The 23,537-nt window shown below is 37.5% G+C and carries 17 protein-coding genes and 1 pseudogene; 6 read left to right on the forward strand and 12 right to left on the reverse strand.

The window, feature by feature from the left end:
- Positions 1-206 precede the first annotated feature (206 nt).
- The 3 genes from V6255_RS11205 to V6255_RS11215 form a co-directional block, all read right to left on the reverse strand.
- Positions 207-1,370: an alpha/beta hydrolase gene (locus V6255_RS11205; protein ID WP_341628244.1), complete on the reverse strand. Its 1,164-nt coding sequence runs from the start codon at positions 1,368-1,370 to the stop codon at positions 207-209.
- A 432-nt stretch (positions 1,371-1,802) separates the two neighbouring features.
- Positions 1,803-2,387, reverse strand: coding sequence for a uracil-DNA glycosylase family protein (locus V6255_RS11210; RefSeq protein WP_341628245.1), 585 nt, complete (start codon positions 2,385-2,387; stop codon positions 1,803-1,805).
- Between the two features lie 244 nt (positions 2,388-2,631).
- Positions 2,632-3,237, reverse strand: a complete 606-nt coding sequence (locus tag V6255_RS11215) for an AAA family ATPase (protein ID WP_025562937.1) — start codon at positions 3,235-3,237, stop codon at positions 2,632-2,634.
- Between the two features lie 760 nt (positions 3,238-3,997).
- On the opposite strand from V6255_RS11215, the gene V6255_RS11220 reads away from it, so the two are divergent.
- Positions 3,998-5,503: an amidase gene (locus V6255_RS11220; RefSeq protein WP_341628246.1), complete on the forward strand. Its 1,506-nt coding sequence runs from the start codon at positions 3,998-4,000 to the stop codon at positions 5,501-5,503.
- 455 nt (positions 5,504-5,958) lie between these two features.
- Here the strand turns inward: V6255_RS11220 and V6255_RS11225 are convergent, their stop codons facing one another.
- Both V6255_RS11225 and V6255_RS11230 read right to left on the reverse strand, forming a co-directional pair.
- Complete coding sequence (locus tag V6255_RS11225; RefSeq protein ID WP_341628247.1) at positions 5,959-6,360, reverse strand: GFA family protein; 402 nt, start codon at positions 6,358-6,360, stop codon at positions 5,959-5,961.
- Between the two features lie 244 nt (positions 6,361-6,604).
- The gene (locus V6255_RS11230) at positions 6,605-7,120 is read right to left on the reverse strand and encodes a MarR family winged helix-turn-helix transcriptional regulator (protein WP_341628248.1); all 516 of its coding nucleotides are present in this window, start codon (positions 7,118-7,120) and stop codon (positions 6,605-6,607) included.
- A 260-nt stretch (positions 7,121-7,380) separates the two neighbouring features.
- Between V6255_RS11230 and V6255_RS11235 the strand changes: the two genes are divergently transcribed.
- Positions 7,381-8,268, forward strand: a complete 888-nt coding sequence (locus tag V6255_RS11235; protein WP_341628249.1) for a haloalkane dehalogenase — start codon at positions 7,381-7,383, stop codon at positions 8,266-8,268.
- A gap of 285 nt (positions 8,269-8,553) precedes the next feature.
- On the opposite strand, the gene V6255_RS11240 is transcribed toward V6255_RS11235, so the two are convergent.
- Together V6255_RS11240 and V6255_RS11245 are read right to left on the reverse strand one after the other, a co-directional pair.
- Positions 8,554-9,192, reverse strand: a complete 639-nt coding sequence (locus V6255_RS11240; RefSeq protein WP_341628250.1) for a hypothetical protein — start codon at positions 9,190-9,192, stop codon at positions 8,554-8,556.
- A 108-nt stretch (positions 9,193-9,300) separates the two neighbouring features.
- Entirely contained in the window at positions 9,301-9,510 is a 210-nt protein-coding gene (locus V6255_RS11245) for a hypothetical protein (protein WP_341628251.1), read from the reverse strand.
- Positions 9,511-9,803: 293 nt separating this feature from the next.
- Between V6255_RS11245 and V6255_RS11250 the strand changes: the two are divergent.
- Positions 9,804-10,781 (forward strand): annotated as a pseudogene (locus V6255_RS11250) (integron integrase).
- A gap of 61 nt (positions 10,782-10,842) precedes the next feature.
- On the opposite strand, the gene V6255_RS11255 reads toward V6255_RS11250, so the two are convergent.
- From V6255_RS11255 to carA, 3 genes are all read right to left on the reverse strand, one after another.
- Complete coding sequence (locus tag V6255_RS11255; RefSeq protein WP_341628252.1) at positions 10,843-11,091, reverse strand: hypothetical protein; 249 nt, start codon at positions 11,089-11,091, stop codon at positions 10,843-10,845.
- 551 nt (positions 11,092-11,642) lie between these two features.
- Positions 11,643-14,873, reverse strand: coding sequence for a carbamoyl-phosphate synthase large subunit (gene carB, locus V6255_RS11260; protein ID WP_341628253.1), 3,231 nt, complete (start codon positions 14,871-14,873; stop codon positions 11,643-11,645).
- Between the two features lie 41 nt (positions 14,874-14,914).
- Positions 14,915-16,063, reverse strand: coding sequence for a glutamine-hydrolyzing carbamoyl-phosphate synthase small subunit (gene carA / locus V6255_RS11265; protein ID WP_341628254.1), 1,149 nt, complete (start codon positions 16,061-16,063; stop codon positions 14,915-14,917).
- 586 nt (positions 16,064-16,649) lie between these two features.
- Between carA and V6255_RS11270 the strand changes: the two genes are divergently transcribed.
- A complete protein-coding gene (locus V6255_RS11270) occupies positions 16,650-18,107 on the forward strand; it encodes an aminoacyl-histidine dipeptidase (RefSeq protein ID WP_341628255.1) in 1,458 nt (485 codons plus the stop codon).
- A gap of 971 nt (positions 18,108-19,078) precedes the next feature.
- On the opposite strand, the gene V6255_RS11275 is transcribed toward V6255_RS11270, so the two are convergent.
- Positions 19,079-20,035 (reverse strand): S49 family peptidase, encoded by a 957-nt coding sequence (locus V6255_RS11275; protein WP_341628256.1) that lies wholly within the window; start codon positions 20,033-20,035, stop codon positions 19,079-19,081.
- Between the two features lie 262 nt (positions 20,036-20,297).
- Here V6255_RS11275 and V6255_RS11280 point away from each other — a divergent pair, with 262 nt between their 5' ends.
- Entirely contained in the window at positions 20,298-21,215 is a 918-nt protein-coding gene (locus tag V6255_RS11280) for a tetratricopeptide repeat protein (protein ID WP_025565894.1), read from the forward strand.
- A 171-nt stretch (positions 21,216-21,386) separates the two neighbouring features.
- Here V6255_RS11280 and V6255_RS11285 read toward each other — a convergent pair whose 3' ends face one another.
- Positions 21,387-21,785, reverse strand: a complete 399-nt coding sequence (locus tag V6255_RS11285) for a hypothetical protein (protein WP_341628257.1) — start codon at positions 21,783-21,785, stop codon at positions 21,387-21,389.
- A 187-nt stretch (positions 21,786-21,972) separates the two neighbouring features.
- Here V6255_RS11285 and V6255_RS11290 point away from each other — a divergent pair, with 187 nt between their 5' ends.
- Positions 21,973-22,764, forward strand: coding sequence for a class I SAM-dependent methyltransferase (locus V6255_RS11290; RefSeq protein ID WP_341628258.1), 792 nt, complete (start codon positions 21,973-21,975; stop codon positions 22,762-22,764).
- Positions 22,765-23,537: the final 773 nt, after the last annotated feature.

Genomic DNA, 23,537 nt, shown 5'->3' on the forward strand with positions numbered 1-23,537 from the left:
TTCAAAATAATGTATTCAAACAATTTACTCATCAATAGTTTTAACCTCATTAAAACTATTGATGAGCCATAACAACAATGTTCCCATATACAACATGACGTAACTAAAATGCATAAGAAATGCATAAGAAATGCATAATAAATGTATAGTTGTCGCAAATATCCGTCCAAAAAAAGGAATCAGATTCCGGTCAGTTTTATCAAACACTAGCGTTCGCTGTTCATCACTCTATCCAGTTTTTCCATGCTTTGTTGAAAATAAGGATTGTAAGTTAAGCGAGCAAGCGTTTTACCTTCTTCTATCCAACCGTAAGAAGAAAACCAGACATCTTCGCCCTGTTCACAAGCCTCTTCTTGCTCTTTAGTCTGTCCGTTATTGCATATGATGATGGCGCCCTCTGCACCATATTCAACATTATCAGGAGAAAACAATAATCCCATGTGAGAGCCATTAATAATGTGTAAATCAGGACGCTTCATGCTGAACCGAGTAGTGTTAGGGATTGTCAAATCATCTTCACCTAGCCATATCAGCTGATTATTTTCATTGATAAATTGTTTTTGAAATACGTTGATGGGAAATACAGTATCAATAACACTATCACCTTCACTCATCATCATAAAAACTGGCTTATTGTAAGTGATATGCTCCAAATCAGCTTGTACCGTTTTGACGGTATCGTAATAAACAGCAGCGCCATGCATTGGTAGAGAATTATAACGCGTATAATTAGTTTCAGGATCTTGATCCGCCCATGTCACCAGATAACTGGCGAGGTTAGCCCATTTTACGGCTGATGAATCTGGTTTAAAAGCAGGCGAAAAAAGTAATAGCCCTTCTATGCTATCGTCATGTAATGCCTCAGATGTCACCAAGTTTGCGCCTGTGGAATAACCACCTAACCAAAGCTTATTTGAGTTTGGTTTTAGTAGTCCAATATGATGATGAACTACCCCTTGCCAATCTTTCTCTGTGGGTAACATTAAATCCCCAGCTTTACTACCGTGTCCGGGTAATAACACCGTTCTAACAAGATAACCTTGCGAAACCAAATGCTTCGCCACATCCGTAAACGAATAGGGAGAATCACCCAAACCATGCACTAACAATACGGCATCTCCATTTGGGTTTTCAGGTATTAATTCGAAGGGAAGGTTCGCTTGTAATTCTTTTTCAATATCATCGGTTTTAAAGACTCGATGTGCCAATAACCACTCTTTTGTTTCTGTAATGTATTGTTGAAAATTGTGTTGAGAATAATTAGGCAATGACTCTGACACTTGATAATTAGGGTCTATATTTGATTGGCTACAAGCAGTGAGAAGCACAATAGAACTAATAAACACATGACGAAAACAAGATAAAATCAACTTAAGATCCTATTAAAAACAACGAGTAAAAAATAATAAACAGATAGAGATGTATTCAATGATGCTAGTGTGCCAACGTTTTAGCAATACTCGAAAATTCTTTTCAAAGCTACCGAGCATTAAGTAAAAAACCAAACGTTAAGCACGACCAACTATATCGATAAAACACTTATTGATAGTGTCATACCCTCTATTTTTAAATACGTAGTGAAAACTTTACGGGATCAAAAACACATTAAAAGATGCTGACCTAGTCAGTGAAATAATCAAATACTTAAAGAAAGCTATCTTATGAGAAAGGTTAAGCAATAATGATAAATTATTAAATTTATATGTATTGCATTCTTTTATATATAAATGTTTACGTTCTTTTATTTAATGGCATAGCTTGAGTTTACATCTATGCATAACTCGCTTTTTAAAGCTAAAAATCTATTTGATAATGTTATGAACTCTATTTTGTAACACCCTTAACACATCCGCTTCAAACCACGGATTCTTTTTTAACCAGATATTATTGCGCGGACTTGGGTGTGGAAGAGGCATAACTTGCTCTCCATAAGCAGCCCAGTTCTTGACTGTTTCGGTAAGATTTTTCTCTCGGTTTTCTAAATGCCATGCCAAAGCATATTGCCCTATGACAAGTGTGAGCTGAATCTCCGGCATAGCTTCAAGTAATTTGTTACGCCAAGTCTCTGCACATATTGCTGGAGGTGCTAAATCACCTGATTTCCCCTTTCCTGGATAACAAAAAGCCATGGGTAATATAGCTATTTTTTGTGAATTATAGAAAGTGTCTTTATCAACCCCCATCCATGTCCTTAATCGGTCACCACTCGGATCATCGAACGGAATACCTGTTGCATGGACTTTTGAACCAGGCGCTTGCCCAGCAATAAGAATTTTAGCATGCTGATTAACTTGCAAAACAGGACGAACACCCTCTTTCAAGTTAGATTCGCAAATGGTGCAAGCACGCACCTCTGTTAATAATTGATTGAAATCGTTTGTTTTCATGGTTTCCCATACTTACATAACTATATGATTTACATAACCACATTTAGTTTCTATGTAGTTATGTAGTTATGTAGTTATGTAGTTATGTAGTTTCTTATATTAATCACAGTGCTAGATAATATAAGCGTAATGCAATAAAACAGATCAGGGCTCGTTAATATTGGACCTAATCTGTGATTGAATACAAACTATATTGTTAACACGACATTGATTAAATTTTTCTCAGATAAACCAAGAATTAGATTTATTCTCTATTTAATGACTGTTCTTTTTCTAAAATAGAAACAAGTTCTTTTAATGAGGTTTCATATTCATCTTGGTTTGAATTTTTAAATAGTAATAAATCATCAACGATATCTGGATTATCGATACTCAACGGGATAGAAAAATCAACGCCTTCAATATACTCATCCCAGTTTTCCAACTTCCAGGTATCTCTTGAAGAGTTTCTTTCAATCATACGACTTTTAACTACATCAACATCAGTCATTACCCAAACGACAGTTAAGCGTGCATTTTTTTCAATGAGTTGATTTTTTAAATTATCAATAAAAGCAGTATCTCTAATTTCACGGGTAAATGGTGCGTTAATCAATACAATATCGTCATATTCTAGCGCTTCCATCGCTAATGCTAACACTGCGTCATACTCGTAATTACGAATATACTCTTCAAAAAAATCAGAGCTTCGATTCACTTCTTCATTCATCACTTTGAAAATCTGATGTGATAAAACAATCAATGTATCTTTATCTAAATACACAACATGCTTAAGTGCTTTTGCTAACTTTTTAGAAATATAGGTTTTGCCACTTGCTGGCGGAGAGGTAACTAAAATAAGTCTTTTCATTATGAATCCTTAATAAACATGAGCTATTTTCAAAATTAATTATTTCATTAAATGAAACAATTAAATATGATTATTGGCGTTGATGTGTCAAAAAAGATAGCTATTTGAGATGATAAGTATTTGGAGGCCTCTATTATTTTTTCATAGTCACTTCCACAATTTTTTCGTATTTAATAACAATCACTTAATTAACGTGACTGCTATTATTAACGCATACTAAGATACAAATTAACAATTTCTTTTAGCACTATGAGTTTAAAACTGATGTTATCCCTAACATTTTACTCTTAAAAAACTCAAATTTACCTTAAATTAAATTCATTACAGCATTTAAAAACATCAAAAATTTGACTGTTTACACGATATAAATGAGAAGAAAATCGTAACTAAAAATAATGAAAGCTAATGATATTAAAGATAAATGAACAAGCAAATATCCGTGACTCAAGAGTATTAGGTAATAGTTTTTACGAATACAGAGCCTTTCATCACAACGGCTTTTAATAGGTAAAAGCAACGTAATTAAAAATATAAGTTAGAAAATATAAGATGTCAAAATGCCTGTTAGCTGCATACTTTTAGTAAAAAAAGAACAAACCTAAAAACAACAATCAACAATATGTCAACAACATTAATTCAATAAAAAAGCATCGATCACGTTTATTGACTTATTTCTTATTTTTAGTGAGTATGAAAGCGCCTTAAATTATGCAATTTGATCATTAATCATATTTGATAACTCTTAGCAAAGGAAAGCATTATGTCAATTAAACGACCTACGGTTGAAGAAGTAAAAACAGCGGCTTTAGAAATAGGCATTCATTTTACAGAATCAGAAGCGACTACTTATCATAAATTAATGCAGGGGCAACTTGATGCATTTGATCTTGTAGACAGCATGGATATTCAATTACCTGAAGTAAAATACCCTCGCCATTCAGGCATAAAACCTTCCTCAGAAAATAACCCTTATAATGCATGGGCAGTTAAAACAACAATTCAAGGAGCAAGTGACGGTAAACTTTCTGGTAAAACAATCGCAATAAAAGATAACGTATGTGTTGCAGGCGTCCCCATGTCAAATGGAACTTCAATTTTAGAAGGTTATATACCTGATGTCGACGCTACCATTGTTCAACGGTTTCTAGATGAAGGAGGAACAATCCTCGGTAAATCTAATTGTGAATATTATTGTGCATCAGGAGGAAGCCACACTTCACATAATGGATATGTTGAAAATCCTACCGTACCAGGGTTTAATGCTGGCGGCTCCTCGTCTGGTTCAAGCGCTTTGGTTGCTGCTGGTATAGTTGATATGGCAACGGGTGGCGATCAGGGTGGATCAATTCGTATTCCCGCTTCATATTGTGGCATTGTCGGCTTAAAACCTACACATGGCTTGGTGCCTTATACTGGAGTTTTTGCCGTGGAGCTAACATTAGATCATGCAGGTCCAATAACACGTACCGTTGCAGATAATGCTTTAATGTTAGAAGTAATGGCTGGGGCTGACGGGCTAGACCCTCGTCAAAAAGGGGCTGTATCTCAACCTTATAGCGAAGCCGTTAATAAAGGAGTTAAAGGCTTACGTGTAGGAATTGTACCTGAAGGCTTCGGCACACCCGGTGCTGAAATAGAAGTTGATGAGCGAGTAATGGAAGCCGCTAAAAAACTAGAAGCAAAAGGCGCTATTATCCACACTATTTCTATACCATTACATGCTGTTGGTGCTGCGATATGGACACCTATTTTTCTTGAGGGAACTTATGATTTAATGATGCGAAATAATTCATACGGAACCAATATGAAAGGCCTTTTTGTAGAAGGTCTAATGGATGCGCAATCCAATTGGAAAGAAAAGGCTGATGAATTATCAGAAACAATGAAACTAGGCATGCTAACCGGACATTTTACATCATCAAGAACGAAAGGACGCTATTACGGCAAAGCCCAAAACCTTAACCGTTTAATGACCGCCGATTATGATCGAGCATTATCAGAAGTAGATGTATTATTAATGCCAACAACGCCAATGGCTGCAACACGTTTGCCGGAAAAAGATGCAGGTGCAGAGGAAATTATTGCACGCGCATTTGAAATGGTAGGGAATACAGCTCCAACTTGCGCAACAGGACACCCCTCTATATCAGTTCCTGTAGGGAAAACATCAGATGACCGTCCAATCGGCGCAATGCTAATTGCAAAATATCATGACGAAATGACACTATTCAGTGCAGCACAAGTACTTGAAGCATCATACAGTTAAAAATATATTGCTAAAAAACCAAGAATTAATACGATATTGTAATCGTATTAATTCTTAACTCTCAAATAAGTAATACAATTTTACGCTATTTACAGATAGTCTAATTTCTTGATACCGCGTCATAAAAGCTAATATAGCTATATATTCTGATATTGAGCATATACCTCCAATCAACTAACTCAGAATTAATTAATGCAAAATGAAAGATCAAACTCTGTATTTCCTTCAATTAATAATTAATTTTTTACTAACTGTCTATCTCAGGACGTATTGCTAAACAACTTTATAAAAATGGAATTAAATAAGTGATCAGAGATTGCGTAGGGAAAATTAACACTAATAAGGTGTGAATTGTAGGAGATAGGTGTTCTCACTTCAAAACTCACAACGCAGTTAGGGGTGGTTTTAACCAGCAAGAATGATCACCTTATTAATTTTTTTGGTATTATAAGGCATTAGCGCCCTTCCTGGTGTTTAGGTAATTCATCTTCTAATTTGCACCAATTTGCTTTGTAGTCGGTATAAATATGAGCATCAATTACAACAGGAATGTCACTATCAAAAGTTGCAACTGCCAATTCTATTTCATTTAAAGAAGCACCATTTACACGGAACCCTAAACTAGAACCGCACTTAGAGCAAAATGTACGAACAGAACCATTTGGCGCAGTAAATTCTTTTAAATAATCTCTACCTGAAATCCAGCTCAAACCCGACACTCCGACTAATGTTCCATATGCAGCACCATGAAACTTACGGCACATTGTACAATGACAATTCGCAGCTTGATCATTAAAGCTATTAACAACAAAAATAACAGCGCCACACAAACAACTACCTTTATAAACATCACTCATATGAAATCACCACTAGTGTATAACGAGACGATAGAATAACTTATTTTCAATTCGTTTATTTAAATAAAAATGACAGAAGATTGCATTTACTTGAGATTAAATAGATTATTTTAACCTTATTAGCTAACTGATTAAATTGAATCATAAGTGGGATTAAAGGGCTAAAAACAAGGAATTAATTGAGTTAAAATTTATGGATGTTCTTTAGTTCTTTTGCCCAGTAAGAAAATAGAAAATGTATTAACTACTTAGCGACAGCTATTTCAACAGGACAACCTTGCGGACGGCAAACCTGTTCGTTACACATTCTGCATAATCGACGAGCACCTTGTTGCCCCTCAGTAAACGAACCCAATACACTCTCAAGCATAGGTACAAGCACTTCTTGTTGCTCTATGGTTAATAAATTTAAAACTTGCGTAGTGACTTGTTCACGTACACGTAATACTTCTTTTGCTCTTTCCTGGCCTGTATTGGTAACTCGTAACACAATGGCTCTTGCATCATTTTCACACTTATATCGTTGTACTAGTTGCTCTTTTTCAAGCGTATTAATTAATCTTACTGCTCCTGAGTGAGTCAACCCCAAGACTTTACTTAATACACCGATACTTTCATTAGGATGATTATAAATGGTGACTAAAGCGGTTTCATGACTAAGACTGTGTCCACCTAAATCAGTAATCCCCTGTTCGATTCTCGTTGAAATCGTACTAGCAAAAGCACCTAGTAAATTAGCTGTGTAATCGTCATTTTTCATACTAAAACCACTTTGAGTATTGAGTCATTTTTTAAAATTAAATTATATATGACTCAATCACAAAAAACTATAGACAAACATAAACCATAAAATATATTATATGACTGAGTCACCTATATTTACAAAAGAATAATACTGAGATTAAACATAACCGATGAAAGAACGCTTAGCCGTTATCACAAGGCATTGTTAATACAGCTCATTCTTTTATAACAAAAATATTCACCTTTAAATCCCAATTGATGGAGCGATTAACAAACATGAAAATTGATATAGAAACATTACGCTATAAGAAGCAATTTAAAACCGTATTAGGTAAACGTATGGCCTATGTTGATGAAGGTACAGGCGATCCCATTGTATTTTTACATGGTAACCCTACATCGATTTATTTATGGCGAAATATCATGCCTCATCTAGAAGGTAGAGGTCGTCTAATTGCTATTGATATGATCGGGATGGGAGATAGTGACAAACTGGATAAAACCAAGGACGGTAACTACTCACTTTCAGAGAACACAAAATACACTTCAGCATTGCTAGAAGCGTTAGGTGTGGATAATAACGTCACTTTTGTTTTGCATGATTGGGGTTCAGGTGTTGGCTTTAATTGGGCAAACCACAATCAATCTGCTGTAAAAGCAATCGCATTTATGGAGGCAATCGTCACCCCTTTTCCGACTTGGAATGACTTCCCTAAAGACTTGCACGCCCCTATTGGCATGTTACGTTCAAACGAAGGTGATAAAACAGTACTTGAAGATAACTTTTTTATCGAAACATTATTACCAAGCGCAATAATTCGAACATTAAGTAATAAAGAACATGCTGAATATCGTCGTCCATTCTTAAATTCAGGAGAAGATCGTCGTGCTACTTTAGCAGGGCCTCGAGAGTTACCGATTGAAGGACAGCCTACTGAAACGGTTGCCTTAGTAGCCAGTTATGCAGATTATCTTGTGAACTCAAAAGACATACCTAAACTATTTATTAATGCAGAACCAGGCGCATTTCTAGTTGGTTATGCTCGAGACTTTGTTCGTACTTGGCCAAACCTCACAGAAGTGACCGTTAAAGGGCATCATTTTATTCAAGAAGATAGCCCTCATGAAATAGGAAAAGCTATTTCAGATTGGTTGCCTCAATAAACAAATTAGTAGATATTATCCCTGCACGGCAATTGTGTAGGGTTAGCTTTTAACCTGTTTTAGGTTAGCGAAACTGTGTCATAACAACGACCTATTAGCATGTAAAACATTATAACTAAAAGATAGAAGAGTAATTATCAAAGTTTATGGGTGTCCACGATCTTGTGTCCAGATCTTTGCAATAATCTACCTCGCTATTACCATAAGTAAAAAGTGCTGGACACCCATCGACTTTACATCCTAAAATTTTGATTTTATTGTGATTAACTAGTGGGTGTCCAATACTTATTTAGAGTCACTTTCAGTTGGTTGAGGCATCATTGCGGCAGCCCCACTAACTTGACCTTGACTTACAGGTGCTTGAGGAGCACTTACGCTCTGTAGATCTGTTGCCCCTTGAAAGCTCTTATGTAAATCTGTAGCTTTCATACAACTATCTGTAACGAAAACAGTCTGACTTTTATTTTGTTCATTATTTCCACTCATTACTACTTCTCCGTTAGAAACTAAAGTGATGGAAGTTGATGCACCTAATAAAAGTGACATAACAATTCCAAGGTAAAAAGATTTAATTGCGGTTTTATCAAGAATGTCCAGTTTATATTGCTTAATTTGAACATCTCTTTTATTAACCAAATCAATTATAAATTCAGAATTTTTCCCGAAAATATCGACTACACAATAAATGGAAGTTAAAAAGCAGATTGCAGCAATAATAAAAAATGCCAATTCATAATATGCGATACTTCCTGATAGTTTTAACAACGTAACTAAAAAACCGATTCCTGCTACAGAAAGAGTCAATATACTTTTATCTTTTTCCATCGTTGTATTATAAAAAGATGCATATGATTGGCTTTGAAATTCAATTCCAGAAAGCTGTTCAACTTCCTTTTCCGATAAGGCATCTTTATTATTCGTCATTCTAAAACCTATTTTAAATTGATTAAGTAAGCAAGAATTATATCATAGCTATATTAGCGACCCAAAAGAACATTAAACTACAGCGCATCGGTTTGTGTCTGCTTATATTTAGCTTTTAGATTCTTTTTCTGTTGAACTCGGCATCATTGCAGCAGCTCCTGAAGTTGGAATTGTGTTTTTTGACGTTTGCTGCGTTGAGGGATTTAAGCTCATTGCTCCTTTAAAACTTTCGGTTAAATCTTTAGCGTCTTTAAAACTCTCAACACCAGCTTGAACACCAGATGCGGTTGATTTTTTAGTATTGATTTCTTTTGACATTCTATTTTCCTTAAAACAATAAAGTTATTGATATAGTCAGAATTAATTAGCATATGAAACATAACAGCTTATTAACTTACAAAATGTCACTTTTGAGGTGAAAAAACTACATAAGCTAATGATAAAAAACAATCTCAATCTTACGTTAATTTATTTCTATAACAAGTAATTACAGGAAAAACATAAAACTAATATCATGGGAAAAGACGACAAATTGCAATAATTACGGTGAAAATACTGCAACATGGCTATACTGTATATAAACACACCAATTTAAAAGATAGGAGTGACATATGCCTTCTCCATTTTTGAGTGCAGTAACTGAAAATATGCGAATGAAGCATTACGCAGAAAAAACAATAAAAGCCTACCTTTATTGGATCACCTCTTTTATCTATTACAACCAAAAGAAACACCCCAATGAATGCCACGATGATGAAGTACAATCTTTCTTATCTTATTTAGCAAACCAGAGAAATGTAGCACCTAAAACACAATCACTGGCTTTGAATGCATTAGTATTTTTGTATAAAGAGTTTTTAGATAACCCCCTCACATTAGATCTAAAATTTAACCGAAGTACTGTGCAACCTAAATTGCCGGTTGTATTAACTATTTCAGAGGTTTCATTATTACTCAACAATATCCCTGTTTCACTATCACTCCCGATACAGATTTTATATGGTAGTGGCCTTCGACTGATGGAAGTATTAAGACTCCGTATACATGACATCGACTTTAATTATTTATCATTGCAAATATGGAATGCGAAAGGTGGAAAGCATCGCAGGGTCACGCTTGCTAAAGAATTAGTCCCCTCGTTAAAAAACCAAATTGAAAGAACCAAAATTTACTATCAACAAGATATGAATAATCCCAAATACAAAGGAGTCTATTTACCCTATGCGCTTGCAGCTAAATACCCTAGTGCGCCAACTGAACTAGGTTGGCATTACTTATTCCCTTCATACGATTTAAGTGTTGAGCCAGGAACGCAATGCTTGAGACGACATCACATCCATGAATCTAACTTGCAATGAGCAGTCAAGAACACGGCACGTAAATTGGCCTTTGACAAAAAAGTAACATGCCATACTTTACGTCATTCGTTTGCCACCTATTTGTTACAACGAGGCGCTGATATTCGTACGGTACAAGAACAGCTTGGACATTCAGATTTACGTACAACACAAATTTATACCCATGTGCTTCAAGCTGGTGCGAATGGTGTTAGAAGTCCTTTATCTGATTTATTAAAAGAACAAAAATAGTGAATGGTCAGACTTTTATTGATAAAGCGCGGCACTTTTTCAGTTAAGTACCGCGCTTCGCTTACGTTATGATCTCAGCAGATTTTATATACCTTAGGTAGCGCACTATACGGCGTGCTTTTTGTGCTGATGTAAAACGTTCCCCTACTGCAAAACCATCCGGATTAATGCCGATATCCATTAACATGTGGGCACTCAAATTAAGATCCACTTTAATAGGCCTTAATAGTTTACGTTTTAAGCGTAACTCGTGTTTGATGTCCGCTTTGATAAGCGTAGTAGCAAGTAAGATATAAATTGAATGACGCATAACGTCTCTCCTTTTCGATAATAAAAAGAAGGTCTTGGATAAAAAGTGCTGTAGTTTAAATAGATTTGTTACTTGTTAAGTCACTTTTTATCCGCAACCTAACAGTAAAATTAAGTGCCGAATTTATTGCTGATGTTTTCCCATTCGGGTGCAAGAATGCAGATCCAAATGAATAGAAAGATAGACAGGCTGCATGTTTTGAGTATTTAAATTATTCATGTTGCCCCCTCTGTTTATCAGCAGTAAAAACGAAAATTTGATGTGTAAAAAACGTTAAATCACTAAGTCACTTAACGTTTTTTTATAGTAAAGATTAAAAAATAATAATCAACCTAAAGTTTACTTCTTTTTGATTAAATATTGTCACAATAACTTTCAATCAAAAAAGCTGACGCTTAAATGCGTTAATAAGGTGTCTATTTGAATTCTATGTTTGGCTTATATTAAGCTGCTATTAAATAATGTGATGATGTTTAAAGCAAAAAAAACCACTCAATTGAGTGGCTTCTTATTCGCGATTTACACTAGATTATTACTTATTAAATAAATAATTAACCATTAATGCGTTTGTGTAACTCTTGTACTGAGGTTACTGTCGCTTCTGGTGCCGTTGGGTCAGCAGTATGTGCCTGACACGTTGCAAATGCACCGTTTAATGTTGTTGTGTAGTCTACTTTGTAACGTAGCGCTGCACGACGTAGCTGACGAGAATCTTCAATCGCTACACGCCCTTCCGTTGTATTAACGATGTATTTGTATTCATCGTTTTTAATACGGTCAAGAATATGCGGACGACCTTCTTGTACTTTATTAACAAGGCGAGCGGTGATGCCTGCATCTTGTAAAATAATCATTGTACCGTGAGTCGCGTCTAACTCGAAACCTAGGTCAAGAAGCTGTTGTGCCAGTTTAGCAACGCGTTTTTTATCACTGTTACGCACAGAGATAAGTGCACGGCCAATACTTGCAACTTCTTTCGTCGAACCTAATTCTGCTTTAGCGTAAGCTTCAGCAAAAGTAACACCTGCGCCCATTACTTCACCTGTTGAACGCATTTCTGGGCCTAAGATTGGATCTGAACCTGGGAATTTGTTGAACGGTAATACTACTTCTTTAACAGAGTAATACGGTGGAATAACTTCTTCAGTGATACCTAGCTCTTTCAGCGTTTTACCCGCCATCACACTTGCACCAATTTTAGCAATTGGCACACTCGTCGCTTTAGATACAAACGGTACGGTACGTGCTGCACGTGGGTTTACTTCAATCATGTAAACTTCGTTATCTTTAACAGCAAGCTGCGTATTCATTAAACCAACAACGCCTAGCTCTAATGCTAATGCTTTGATGTAACCGCGCATTTCGTCTTGGATTTCTTTGCTTAATGTATAAGCAGGTAATGAACATGCTGAGTCACCTGAGTGAACACCGGCTTGCTCGATATGCTCCATGATGCCACCGATAACCACGTCAGTACCATCACAGATTGCATCGATATCCACTTCGATTGCGTCATCTAAGAAACGGTCAAGAAGAACAGGTGATTCGTTTGATACGCTCACGGCTTCTTTAAAGTAACGACGTAAATCAGTTTCGTCATAAACGATTTCCATCGCACGACCACCTAGTACATACGAAGGACGTACTACTAATGGATAACCGATACGTGTTGCTGACGTAACCGCTTGCTCAAGCGTTGTTACGGTATCGTTTTCTGGTTGTTTAAGGCCTAGACGCTCAACCACTTGTTGGAAACGTTCACGGTCTTCTGCGCGGTCAATTGCTTCAGGTGAAGTACCGATGATTGGTACGCCAGCGGCTTCAAGTGCACGTGCTAATTTAAGCGGTGTTTGACCACCGTATTGCACGATAACGCCTTTAGGCTTTTCAACACGTACGATTTCAAGCACATCTTCAAGCGTGATTGATTCAAAGTATAAACGGTCAGAGGTATCGTAATCCGTTGAAACTGTCTCAGGGTTACAGTTAACCATAATCGTTTCGTAGCCGTCTGCACGCATTGCCATCGCAGCATGTACACAACAGTAATCGAATTCAATACCTTGCCCGATACGGTTAGGACCACCACCGATGATCATGATTTTTTCGTTATCTGTTGGGTTTGCTTCACACTCTTCATCGTAAGTTGAGTACATGTAAGCCGTATCAGATGAGAACTCAGCAGCACACGTATCTACTCGTTTGTACACTGGGTGTAGTGAAAACTTCTCACGTAATTTACGTACTTCAGTTTCAGTAATGCCCACGACAGATGCGATACGGCTATCGGCAAAGCCTTTACGCTTAAGCACACGTAGACGCGCTTCATCTAATGAACGTAAACCGCCTTCTGCTAGTTTTTTCTCTTCTAAGATTAAATCTTCGATTTGAACGAGGAACCAGTTGTCGATCATCGTGATGTTATGAATTTCTTCCATCGTCATGCCTAAACGGAATGCATCACCGATGTACCAAATTCGCTCTGCACCCGCTTCACGTAGTTCGTATAATACTTTTTCTTTTGCGCCTTCGTCGTTTAGGTCAACCATTGGGCTGAAACCATCCGCGCCTACTTCTAGACCACGAAGTGCTTTTTGTAATGATTCTTGTTGGTTACGGCCAATTGCCATGACTTCACCAACCGACTTCATTTGCGTTGTTAAACGGTTGTTTGAGTTAGCAAATTTTTCGAAGTTAAAACGCGGGATCTTAGTCACAACGTAATCGATCGTTGGTTCAAACGATGCTGGTGTTTTACCGCCAGTAATATCGTTTTGCAATTCGTCTAGCGTGTAACCGATTGCTAATTTCGCTGCGATTTTAGCAATTGGGAAACCTGTTGCTTTTGATGCTAATGCTGATGAACGTGATACACGTGGGTTCATCTCGATTAATACCATACGGCCGTCTGCAGGGTTGATACCAAACTGTACGTTTGAACCGCCTGTCTCAACACCAATTTCACGTAGTACTGCTAAAGACGCATTACGCATTAATTGGTATTCTTTGTCTGTTAGTGTTTGCGCTGGTGCAACGGTAATTGAGTCACCGGTATGAATCCCCATTGGGTCGAAGTTTTCAATCGCACAGACAATGATACAGTTATCATTTTTGTCGCGAACCACTTCCATTTCATACTCTTTCCAACCGATTAATGATTCATCAATCAATAATTCACTGGTTGGTGAAAGGTCTAAACCGTTTGAACAAATATCGTCAAACTCTTCTTTGTTGTACGCGATACCGCCGCCTGTTCCACCCATCGTAAATGATGGACGAATAATACAAGGGAAGCCCACCATGTCTAATACACCGTAAGCTTCTTCCATTGTATGTGCGATACCTGCACGTGGACATTCAAGTCCAATTTTCTTCATTGCTGTATCAAAACGACTACGGTCTTCAGCTTTGTCAATTGCATCTGCTGTTGCGCCAATCATTTCAACATTGTATTTAGCTAAAATACCTTTTGCTTCAAGCTCTAGTGCACAGTTAAGCGCCGTTTGGCCACCCATTGTTGGTAATACTGCACATGGACGCTCTTTAGCGATAATTTTTTCTACTACTTGCCAGTGAATGGGTTCGATGTAAGTGGCATCGGCCATTTCTGGGTCTGTCATGATGGTAGCTGGGTTAGAGTTAACAAGTACAACGCGGTACCCTTCTTCTCTTAACGCTTTACAAGCTTGTGCGCCTGAGTAATCGAATTCACAAGCTTGACCGATAACAATCGGACCTGCACCAATGATTAGGATAGTTTTTAAGTCATTACGTTTTGGCATCTGAAATTACCTTTTTATATCTGTTCTATCGTTCTAATTAACTAGGCGTTTTTGTACTGTTCAATCAATTCAATGAAGTGATCAAATAAAGGCGCTGCATCATGCGGGCCTGGGCTCGCTTCTGGGTGACCTTGGAAACTAAATGCCGCTTTATCAGTACGGTGAATACCTTGTAGTGAACCATCAAACAATGACACATGCGTTGCACGTAAGTTTGCCGGTAATGTCGATTCGTCAGCTGCAAAACCGTGGTTTTGACTAGTGATCATCACAACATCACGCTCTAAATCTTTAACAGGATGGTTTGCACCGTGATGACCAAATTTCATCTTCACTGTTTTTGCGCCACTTGCTAGTGCCAATAATTGGTGACCTAAACAAATACCGAATACTGGAATATCAGTTTTTAGGATTTCTTGGATAGCGTCAATCGCGTAAGTACATGGTTCTGGGTCACCAGGGCCATTAGATAGGAAGATACCATCTGGGTTCATTGCTAACACTTCAGATGCAGGTGTTTGCGCAGGTACCACTGTTAATTTACAGTCACGGTCAGCTAACATACGTAAAATGTTACGTTTAACGCCGTAGTCGTAAGCAACAACATGGTATTTACAATCTGTTTTTGGTGCAGGTAAGCCGCCAGTTAATGTCCAGCTGCCTTCAGACCATTCAAATGATTCTTTTGTTGTTACTTCTTTCGCTAAGTCCATTCCTTTTAAACCAGGGAAGGCTTTAGCTTGTGCAAGTGCAGCAGCTTCATCAATGTTATCACCAGCGACGATACAACCAGATTGCGCCCCTTTCTCACGTAAAATACGTGTTAACTTACGTGTATCAATATCCGCTATACCAACAACATTACGTGCTGTTAAGTATTCGCTTAATGATGCTTGACTACGGAAGTTGCTTGCTAGAAGAGGTAAATCGCGGATAACGAGACCACAAGCATGGATTGACGGAGATTCTTCATCTTCATCGTTTGTTCCAGTGTTGCCAATGTGAGGGTAAGTGAGTGTAATGATTTGTCTTGCGTATGATGGATCAGTCAGAATTTCTTGGTAGCCTGTCATTGAAGTGTTAAAAACAACCTCACCAACAGAGCTTCCGTGAGCGCCGATTGATACGCCTCTAAATACAGTCCCATCTTCCAATACCAGTATGGCAGAATGACTCAAGTTAACCTCCATGAAATAACAAATAAATAAAAATTTATATAATCTGAGTGAGGCCATGCAGAGCATTTTTTCACCAGAAAATAGTAAAATTTGGCAAATTCCGCGTATTTTATAGATCTTAAGGGCAATTGACCAATCAAATTTTTAATTTTATAAAAATAAATGTCTATTTTGGTAATTTATTTATATCTCGAAATATGTTAGCGATTACTGGATAAGATACAGAGATCATATTTCGTTTATTTTACGGTGAAATCAATTAGAAATTAATGACATAAGAGGGAAAAAAGAGTAGCGTGGCGGTAGTAGATTCGGTTACTAATTATCATTAATGAAATTAGTAACCGATTGATTTTTAAGACAGTACTTTAATTAACGTTAAAGTAGCTGGCAAGGTTGGAATGAGAAATACAACCAACAAACCAAGAAAATGACGTAGGCTATATGGGTCTTTAAAGTTTTCTTCTGACACGGTAACTTCCTTAACGTTAATTTTTATAAATTGATCTAGATCAATTACATAATAACGTAAAAGACTTGGAATTCAAACCAAGTAAAACTGAGGTTATTCTTCTTTTAAGCGGCAAAAGGCCTGTTTATGCAACAATTACAATCACTTCAAGCAGCTCCAGTTTGGTCATTCTTTGAAAAAATATGCGCAATTCCTCATCCTTCAAAGCATGAAGAGCAACTTACTCTTTGGATTATTAATTGGGCAGCTAAAAAAAATATCGCCTGTGTTAAGGATAAAATAGGTAACTTAATACTGACAAAATCAGCTTCCACCGGTTTTGAAAGCAAAACCCCCGTTATATTGCAATGTCACCTTGATATGGTGCCGCAAAAAAACAATGATAAGGTTCATGATTTTTTAACCGATCCCATTACTCCTATTATAGATGGTGAATGGTTACGAGCTGATCATACAACCCTAGGCGCTGATAATGGTATCGGCATGGCATCATGCTTAGCTATTTTAGATGATGACAGTATTGAACATGGCCCATTAGAAGTATTGATCACCACCGATGAAGAAACGGGTATGATAGGTGCATTTGGTTTAGAAGCGAATGCTTTACAAGGCAAGATTTTGATCAACACCGACTCAGAGCAAGAAGGCGAACTCTACGTTGGTTGTGCGGGCGGCGTGAATGTTAATGTTCTACTTCCTTTTGAAAAAATGGAATCTGACATTTCCGAAAATGCTTATGAGATTACTATTTCAGGTTTAAAAGGCGGTCACTCTGGCGTTGATATTAACTTAGGCCGAGCGAATGCTGTGAAAGAATTAGCCTCTGTGTTAACTAACTTAGAAGGTACGCCCTTTTTAATATCGTCACTTTCAGGTGGCAGTTTACGTAATGCCATTCCACGTGAAGCAAAAGCGGTTATTGTATGTGATGAACAATATTACAATAGTATTAAAACCGTCATCAACACATTAGAAGTTAGCCTTAAAGATAAATACAGAGCCAGTGAGAATAACTTTACTGTCAGCATCACACCATGCTCGTTACCCGGTTCAGTATTAACCCACACAAGCCATAATAATCTATTAAGCTCTTTAGATAGTTGTGTCAATGGCGTGTTTGCAATGGATGACAACTTTCCTAACGTAGTTGAAACATCAAGCAATTTAGGGGTGATAACTCAACAAACCGGTGCGGTTAATCATTTTGCTATTCAGGTATTAGTGCGTTCACAAGTTGATGCTGACAAACACGCAAGAGCAGATTTAATTGCCGCACACTTTAAGCAATTTAATGGTCGAGTCGCTAAAGAAGGTAATTACCCAGGCTGGACGCCCAATACAGATTCAGCAATATACCAAATCATGGAAATACAATATGAAACGTTATTTGCTAAGAAACCTAAAGCGATGGTTATTCATGCTGGTTTGGAATGTGGTTTATTCAGCGATAAATACCCGCACTGGGATATGATTTCATTCGGTCCAACGATCAAATTCCCACACAGCCCTGATGAAAAAGTACACATTGCATCAGTTGATAATTACTGGGCGCTTTTGAAAGCCACTTTAAAAGCAGTTGAGTAAACATGTAAATGGCTTCGTGGTTAATTACTTTTTCTTTTAAAGAACAAGTAACCACGAAGCGCTGCGCTACACGAAGAGCATGAAGGAAATCAAACTCAAACAAATAAGATTGTTTAGTTTTTACTAACCTTCTCTACCCTTCGTGTCTTCGTGGTTAATCGGCTTTTGATTTTAAAAAACAAGTTTTGTTCTTTTGAACTCGGGGCGCATGGCAAATTAAGCAAAGCTTGATATTAGGGGCGCTGGCTTCAGCCTGCCAGTATGCGAACCATCGCATACTGCTATTAGCCATAATGAGCGAAGTGAATAAAAATCGATTCACAACATCAAACACAACAATCAAAGTCAAAGTCAAAGTAAAAGTAAAAGTAAAAATAAGCAGGCTAAAGCCAGCGCCCCTTAAAAATGTTTCGATTAATTAAAGTGATCACACTGATAAAAGAGAGCGCAGAGCTCTTCCGCTCGTGACACTCACCTGCCTGCCAATTCAATCAACGCAACAATTCAAATGTGTTAGGTGATTGGAGACACAATGCAAGTTAGTCGCGACAGCTATTAAGCAAAGCTTGATATTAGGGGCGCTGGCTTCAGCCTCCCAGTATGCGCTCCATCGCATACTACTATTAGCCATAATGAGTGAAGTGAATAAAAATCGATTCACAACATCAAAAACAACAATCAAAGTCAAAACAAGCAGGCTAAAGCCAGCCAGTATGCGATCCATCGCATACTGCTATTAGCCATAATGAGCGAAGTGAATAAAAATCGATTCACAACATCAAATACAACAATCAAAGTCAAAACAAGCAGGCTAAAGCCAGCGCACCCTTAAAAATGTTTCGTAATTGATTAATATGAGCAATTTTCATAAAAACTTATCCATCCACCTTTGCTAACCTACACAAACAAAAGCGCCTCTGATAATAGAGGCGCAATTATTTTAACTAGAGATCTAAAAAACAGTGAGCTGATTACCTCAGTTGCATTGCTGTATCTGAGCGATTCAATAAGGTTGCAACACCTTCACCAATTGATAAGCCTAGGCTTTCAGTAAAGCTTTCTAATGGCGATGGTTTAATTGAATAATCAACAATTTCTTCAGCTTGAATAACGTCTCTTGCTACGTAACCTGGGCTACCTAGACCATCAATCAAACCAAGTGCTAAAGCTTGTTCGCCATTCCAGATTAAGCCTGAGTAAAGATCTTTATTACCTTTCACTAAGCGATCGCCACGGCCTTCTTCTACCACTTTAATAAACTGTTTGTGAGTACTGTCTAACACGCCTTGCCAGAATAATGCTTCTTCTGTTTTAGCCGGTGAAAATGGGTCTAAGAAAGCTTTGTGTTCGCCTGATGTGTAATGACGACGCTCAACGCCGACCTTCTCCATTAAATCAACAAAACCGAAACCAGATGCTGTTACCCCGATCGACCCGACTAAACTGGCTTTATCAGCATAAATTTCATCTGCAGCAACCGCCATGTAATAACCACCCGAAGCGCCTAACTCTGCAATAACTGCATACAGCTTTTTCTCAGGGTAAATACCACGTAAACGTTTAATTTCATCATTTACGTAACCCGCTTGAACTGGACTACCTCCAGGGCTATTGATAACCATCATCACTGCTTTTGAGTGTTCATTCTTAAACGCGGCTCTTAATGAACTGACAATGCTGTTCGCATTTGCTTCTTCATCGGCAGCAATCACCCCATTCACTACAACCATTGCAGTATGATCTTCTTGAGTTGCAGACTCTTTATCAAGTAACCCCGTATTCATGAATAAGAATAAAGCGACGAATAAGTAGGTAAAAGTTAATAGTTTAAAGACGATTCCCCATCGACGTGTTTTTTTTTGCTCTCTAAACGTTTCTTTCATGAAACCAGATAGCCACTTTTCTTGATTACTTTCAGGCTCTTGCATAGGTATTTCTCAGTTATAAAATAGGCTCACCATTCAACCCGTAATTAATCTTAATATCAAGTATAAATATTAGCTTTGCTGTTGTAATAATATTGGCATCGTTCATACTTTCCTACTTAAACTCAGATCGTCATAATAAAAGCGCACACTGTATTGGGTGTGTCATTAACAGCAATCACTGTAATGGCATGACTAACTCGGTATCGCTTTATTTATATAGGTCTGAGGCTATTTACTTAAGCGTCACAAGGAACACAATTTCATGCTAGTTAAAGCAATTATTTTCGTCTTATTCAGTCTTCTTTCATCTGTCACTTGGGCCGATGTTGAAACGACTGATGAATCAGTAGCAGCGTCAGTTCAAGAACAAACCGCGGCGGCAGTCAGCAATAAGACAAACGACGTTGCAACCGCAAGCTTTGCAGAAAAGCCATTAGTTGAGCGCTATATTCTTGATGAACTAAAAGCGACTCGTCATGATTTGCAAGATTTAGAACGTAGATTAACCATTGAAATTACTGATAGAGAATTAGATGTAGCCGAAAAATCACTAAGTTACGCAGAACAAACCGTTAACTTTTTCTTCTATGTGATTGCAGGTGTTGCATCATTAGTGGCTTTATTTGGTTGGAAGTCACTGCATGAGATCCGCGTTAACACCACTAAGAAAGCAAACTCACAAATTAAAATGATTGCACAATCTTACGAAGAAAAATTTCAAACATTGGAAAAAGACTTACGTCGTAAAACATTACGTATTGCCGATAATCATATTGAAATAGAAAAAATTAATGAGATTCATAACCTTTGGTTACGTGCTCAAAAAAGCCAAACACCGGAACAAAAAATGGCCGCTTATGATGCTATTTTGAAAATTCGTCCTGGTGACTTAGAAGCGTTAACCTCAAAAGCGGATGCAGCAATGGAACTGAAAGAATTCCACTGGGCACTCAGTATTTGTAACCGCGTATTAGACATGGACGACACTAACCAAGATGCATTTTACCAACGTGCTTGTGCTTACGCCTGTTTAGGTGTGGAAGATCAAGCAATCAGTGACTTAGAAAAAGCCATTGAAGGCCGTTCGTCATTGAGAGAATTAGCAGCAGATGAAGATGACTTCGAAAACTTACGTGGTAATGATGCGTTCGATGCTCTATTGACCTGTACAGATAGTTAACTTGTACGATAGTTAATTGCTTCGATGGTTAATTAAGCAGGCAGTTAACTTTTACTGGGAGTTGCCTTTAAACAATCAAAGGTTAAAAAGCATTCAATAAATAAGAGCCTATTAGCGATTAGGCTCAACTTAGACCCTAAGCTTTTTTAAATATAAAAGCTTAGATTTCAACTACTCTAAATCAATGGCTCGAATAGCTTGTTTTAAAGCATCAACCTCAGTCACTAACACCTCTCGTTTACTTTGTGACTTTTGTGCTTGTAACCGACTTTCAGTACCCCTTACCTTTTGTACTAACCACCCTCTTACCATCAAATAATAGCGGCTGTCTGTCCCAAATTTAGAGATAGTTTGTAATGCATTGCCATCAGTCGGTGAGTTTATGGCGATTTGTAATTGTTGAACCATTTCGCCGATTGCTTGTTGTTCTTCTTTCTTTTTACTAACGACTTCAGTGTCGAATGTGTTGTTTATTTCATTAACCGGATTTAAGGTCAATACGATTAATGTGGTGAGGCTCAACAAACAGGCAACACTGCCTGCAATAATACTACCTGTAACTAATTTCATGGTTTAGCCTTTTTAAGCATTTATTTAAATATTTTATCCATCTATTTAAATTTTGAATTTAGAGGAGTTCGACAATCAATAATGGCTTTTTACTTAGTAACAGTTAAAAAAATTAAAGAAAACATTCGATGCCCTATTTGTTATACTGCGCGCGATTTTTAGCATAGATTTTTACACAGGATAAAAAATGATCATTGATAAAACATGGCGAGTATTAACCGTAGGAGATGGCGATTTATCTTTTTCAGCTTCGCTACTCACTCACCACCAGCCTGCCAGTTTAACTGCGACAGTATTAGATACTAGCGAGGTTTTATTAGGCAAATACGCACACAATGATTATCAAACGTTATTACAACAAGATTGTCCTGTTTTGTGTGAATTTGATATAACCAATCCAGACTCTTGGTCACAACTAGAGAAGCACAGCTTTGATGTCATTATCTTTCAATTTCCACTTATTCCTGCTTTTAAGTCACAAGCGGAGTTCCAAGAAAAATGCAAAGAAGTGCATATTAATACGCTAAATCGTCAATTATTACGTTATTTTTTGATCCATTCTTTTAAGCATTTTTTAGACCCTAATGGCGCTCGTTTATGCTATATCACCTCTAAAGATGTGAAGCCTTATAAAGAATGGAATATTGAAAATGCGTTACATAGAAATACAGATATTGGCTACTTAGGCTGGCATGATTTTGATATTAACGCGTTCCCAGGTTATAAGGTGCGAAATGTTGACCGAGATAAACATGTTAAAGACACTAAAGGCATCACCTATGTGTGGAGTGATAACAAAGAGCATCAGCTCAAAGCACAATTAAGTGAGGCGTTATATCAAGGTGAAGAGTATTGCCAGTTATGTGCAACGGGCCCTTATAACAACAGACAAGATAAGCTTAAACATAATGAAACGAGAAAGCATCTCAACATGCTGAATTATGAAGCGTTATGGCAATTGTTATTAGATAAAGAATAAACAAACGACTCATTAATACTAAACCCACAAAAGAGCCAGTCGTTGTAGCTATCAGACAGAGTCTAATTTAAGGGGCGCTGGCTTCAGCCTGCCAGTATGCGAGCCATCGCATACAACGATTGGATTCAATGAGTAAAACGAACAACACAATCAAAATAAGTAAGTGGTAGTTATTAGACAGAGTCTAATTTAAGGGGCGCTAGCTTCAGCCTGCCAGTATGCGGCCCATCGCATACAACGATTGGACTCAATGACCAAAGCGAACGAACAGCCATTATTTGATAATTAACAACACAATCAAAAAAGCAGGCTAAAGCCAGCGCCCCTTAGAAGATGTATCGTTTAATTGTGTTAATTTTACTAAGCTTGTAAAAAGGAATCGCAGAGATCTTCCGCTCGTGACACTAGCCTATCGGCACACCCTCAAAAACATGTTTTGTATTTGACTTTAAAAACTCAATCCACCATGAAGCGCTGCGCTACACGAAGGGCACGAAAGCAAACCAAAACAAACTAATACTCTTATTAAATAAAACTTTTGATCTAACCTTCTCTACTCTTTCTACCTTCGTGGTTAATCGGCTTTTTATTTTAAAAAACTAAACAACCACGAAGCGCTGCGCTACACGAAGGACACGAAGAAAAACCAACATGATTAAAGTATTTTTTTTGACCTAACCTTCTTTACCCTTCGAGCCTTCGTGGTTAATCGCTTTTGATTTTAAAAAACTAAACAACCACGAAGCGCTGCGCTACACGAAGGACACGAAGAA

The sequence above is a fragment of the Psychromonas arctica genome (assembly GCF_038155225.1).
Classification (GTDB): domain Bacteria; phylum Pseudomonadota; class Gammaproteobacteria; order Enterobacterales; family Psychromonadaceae; genus Psychromonas; species Psychromonas arctica_B.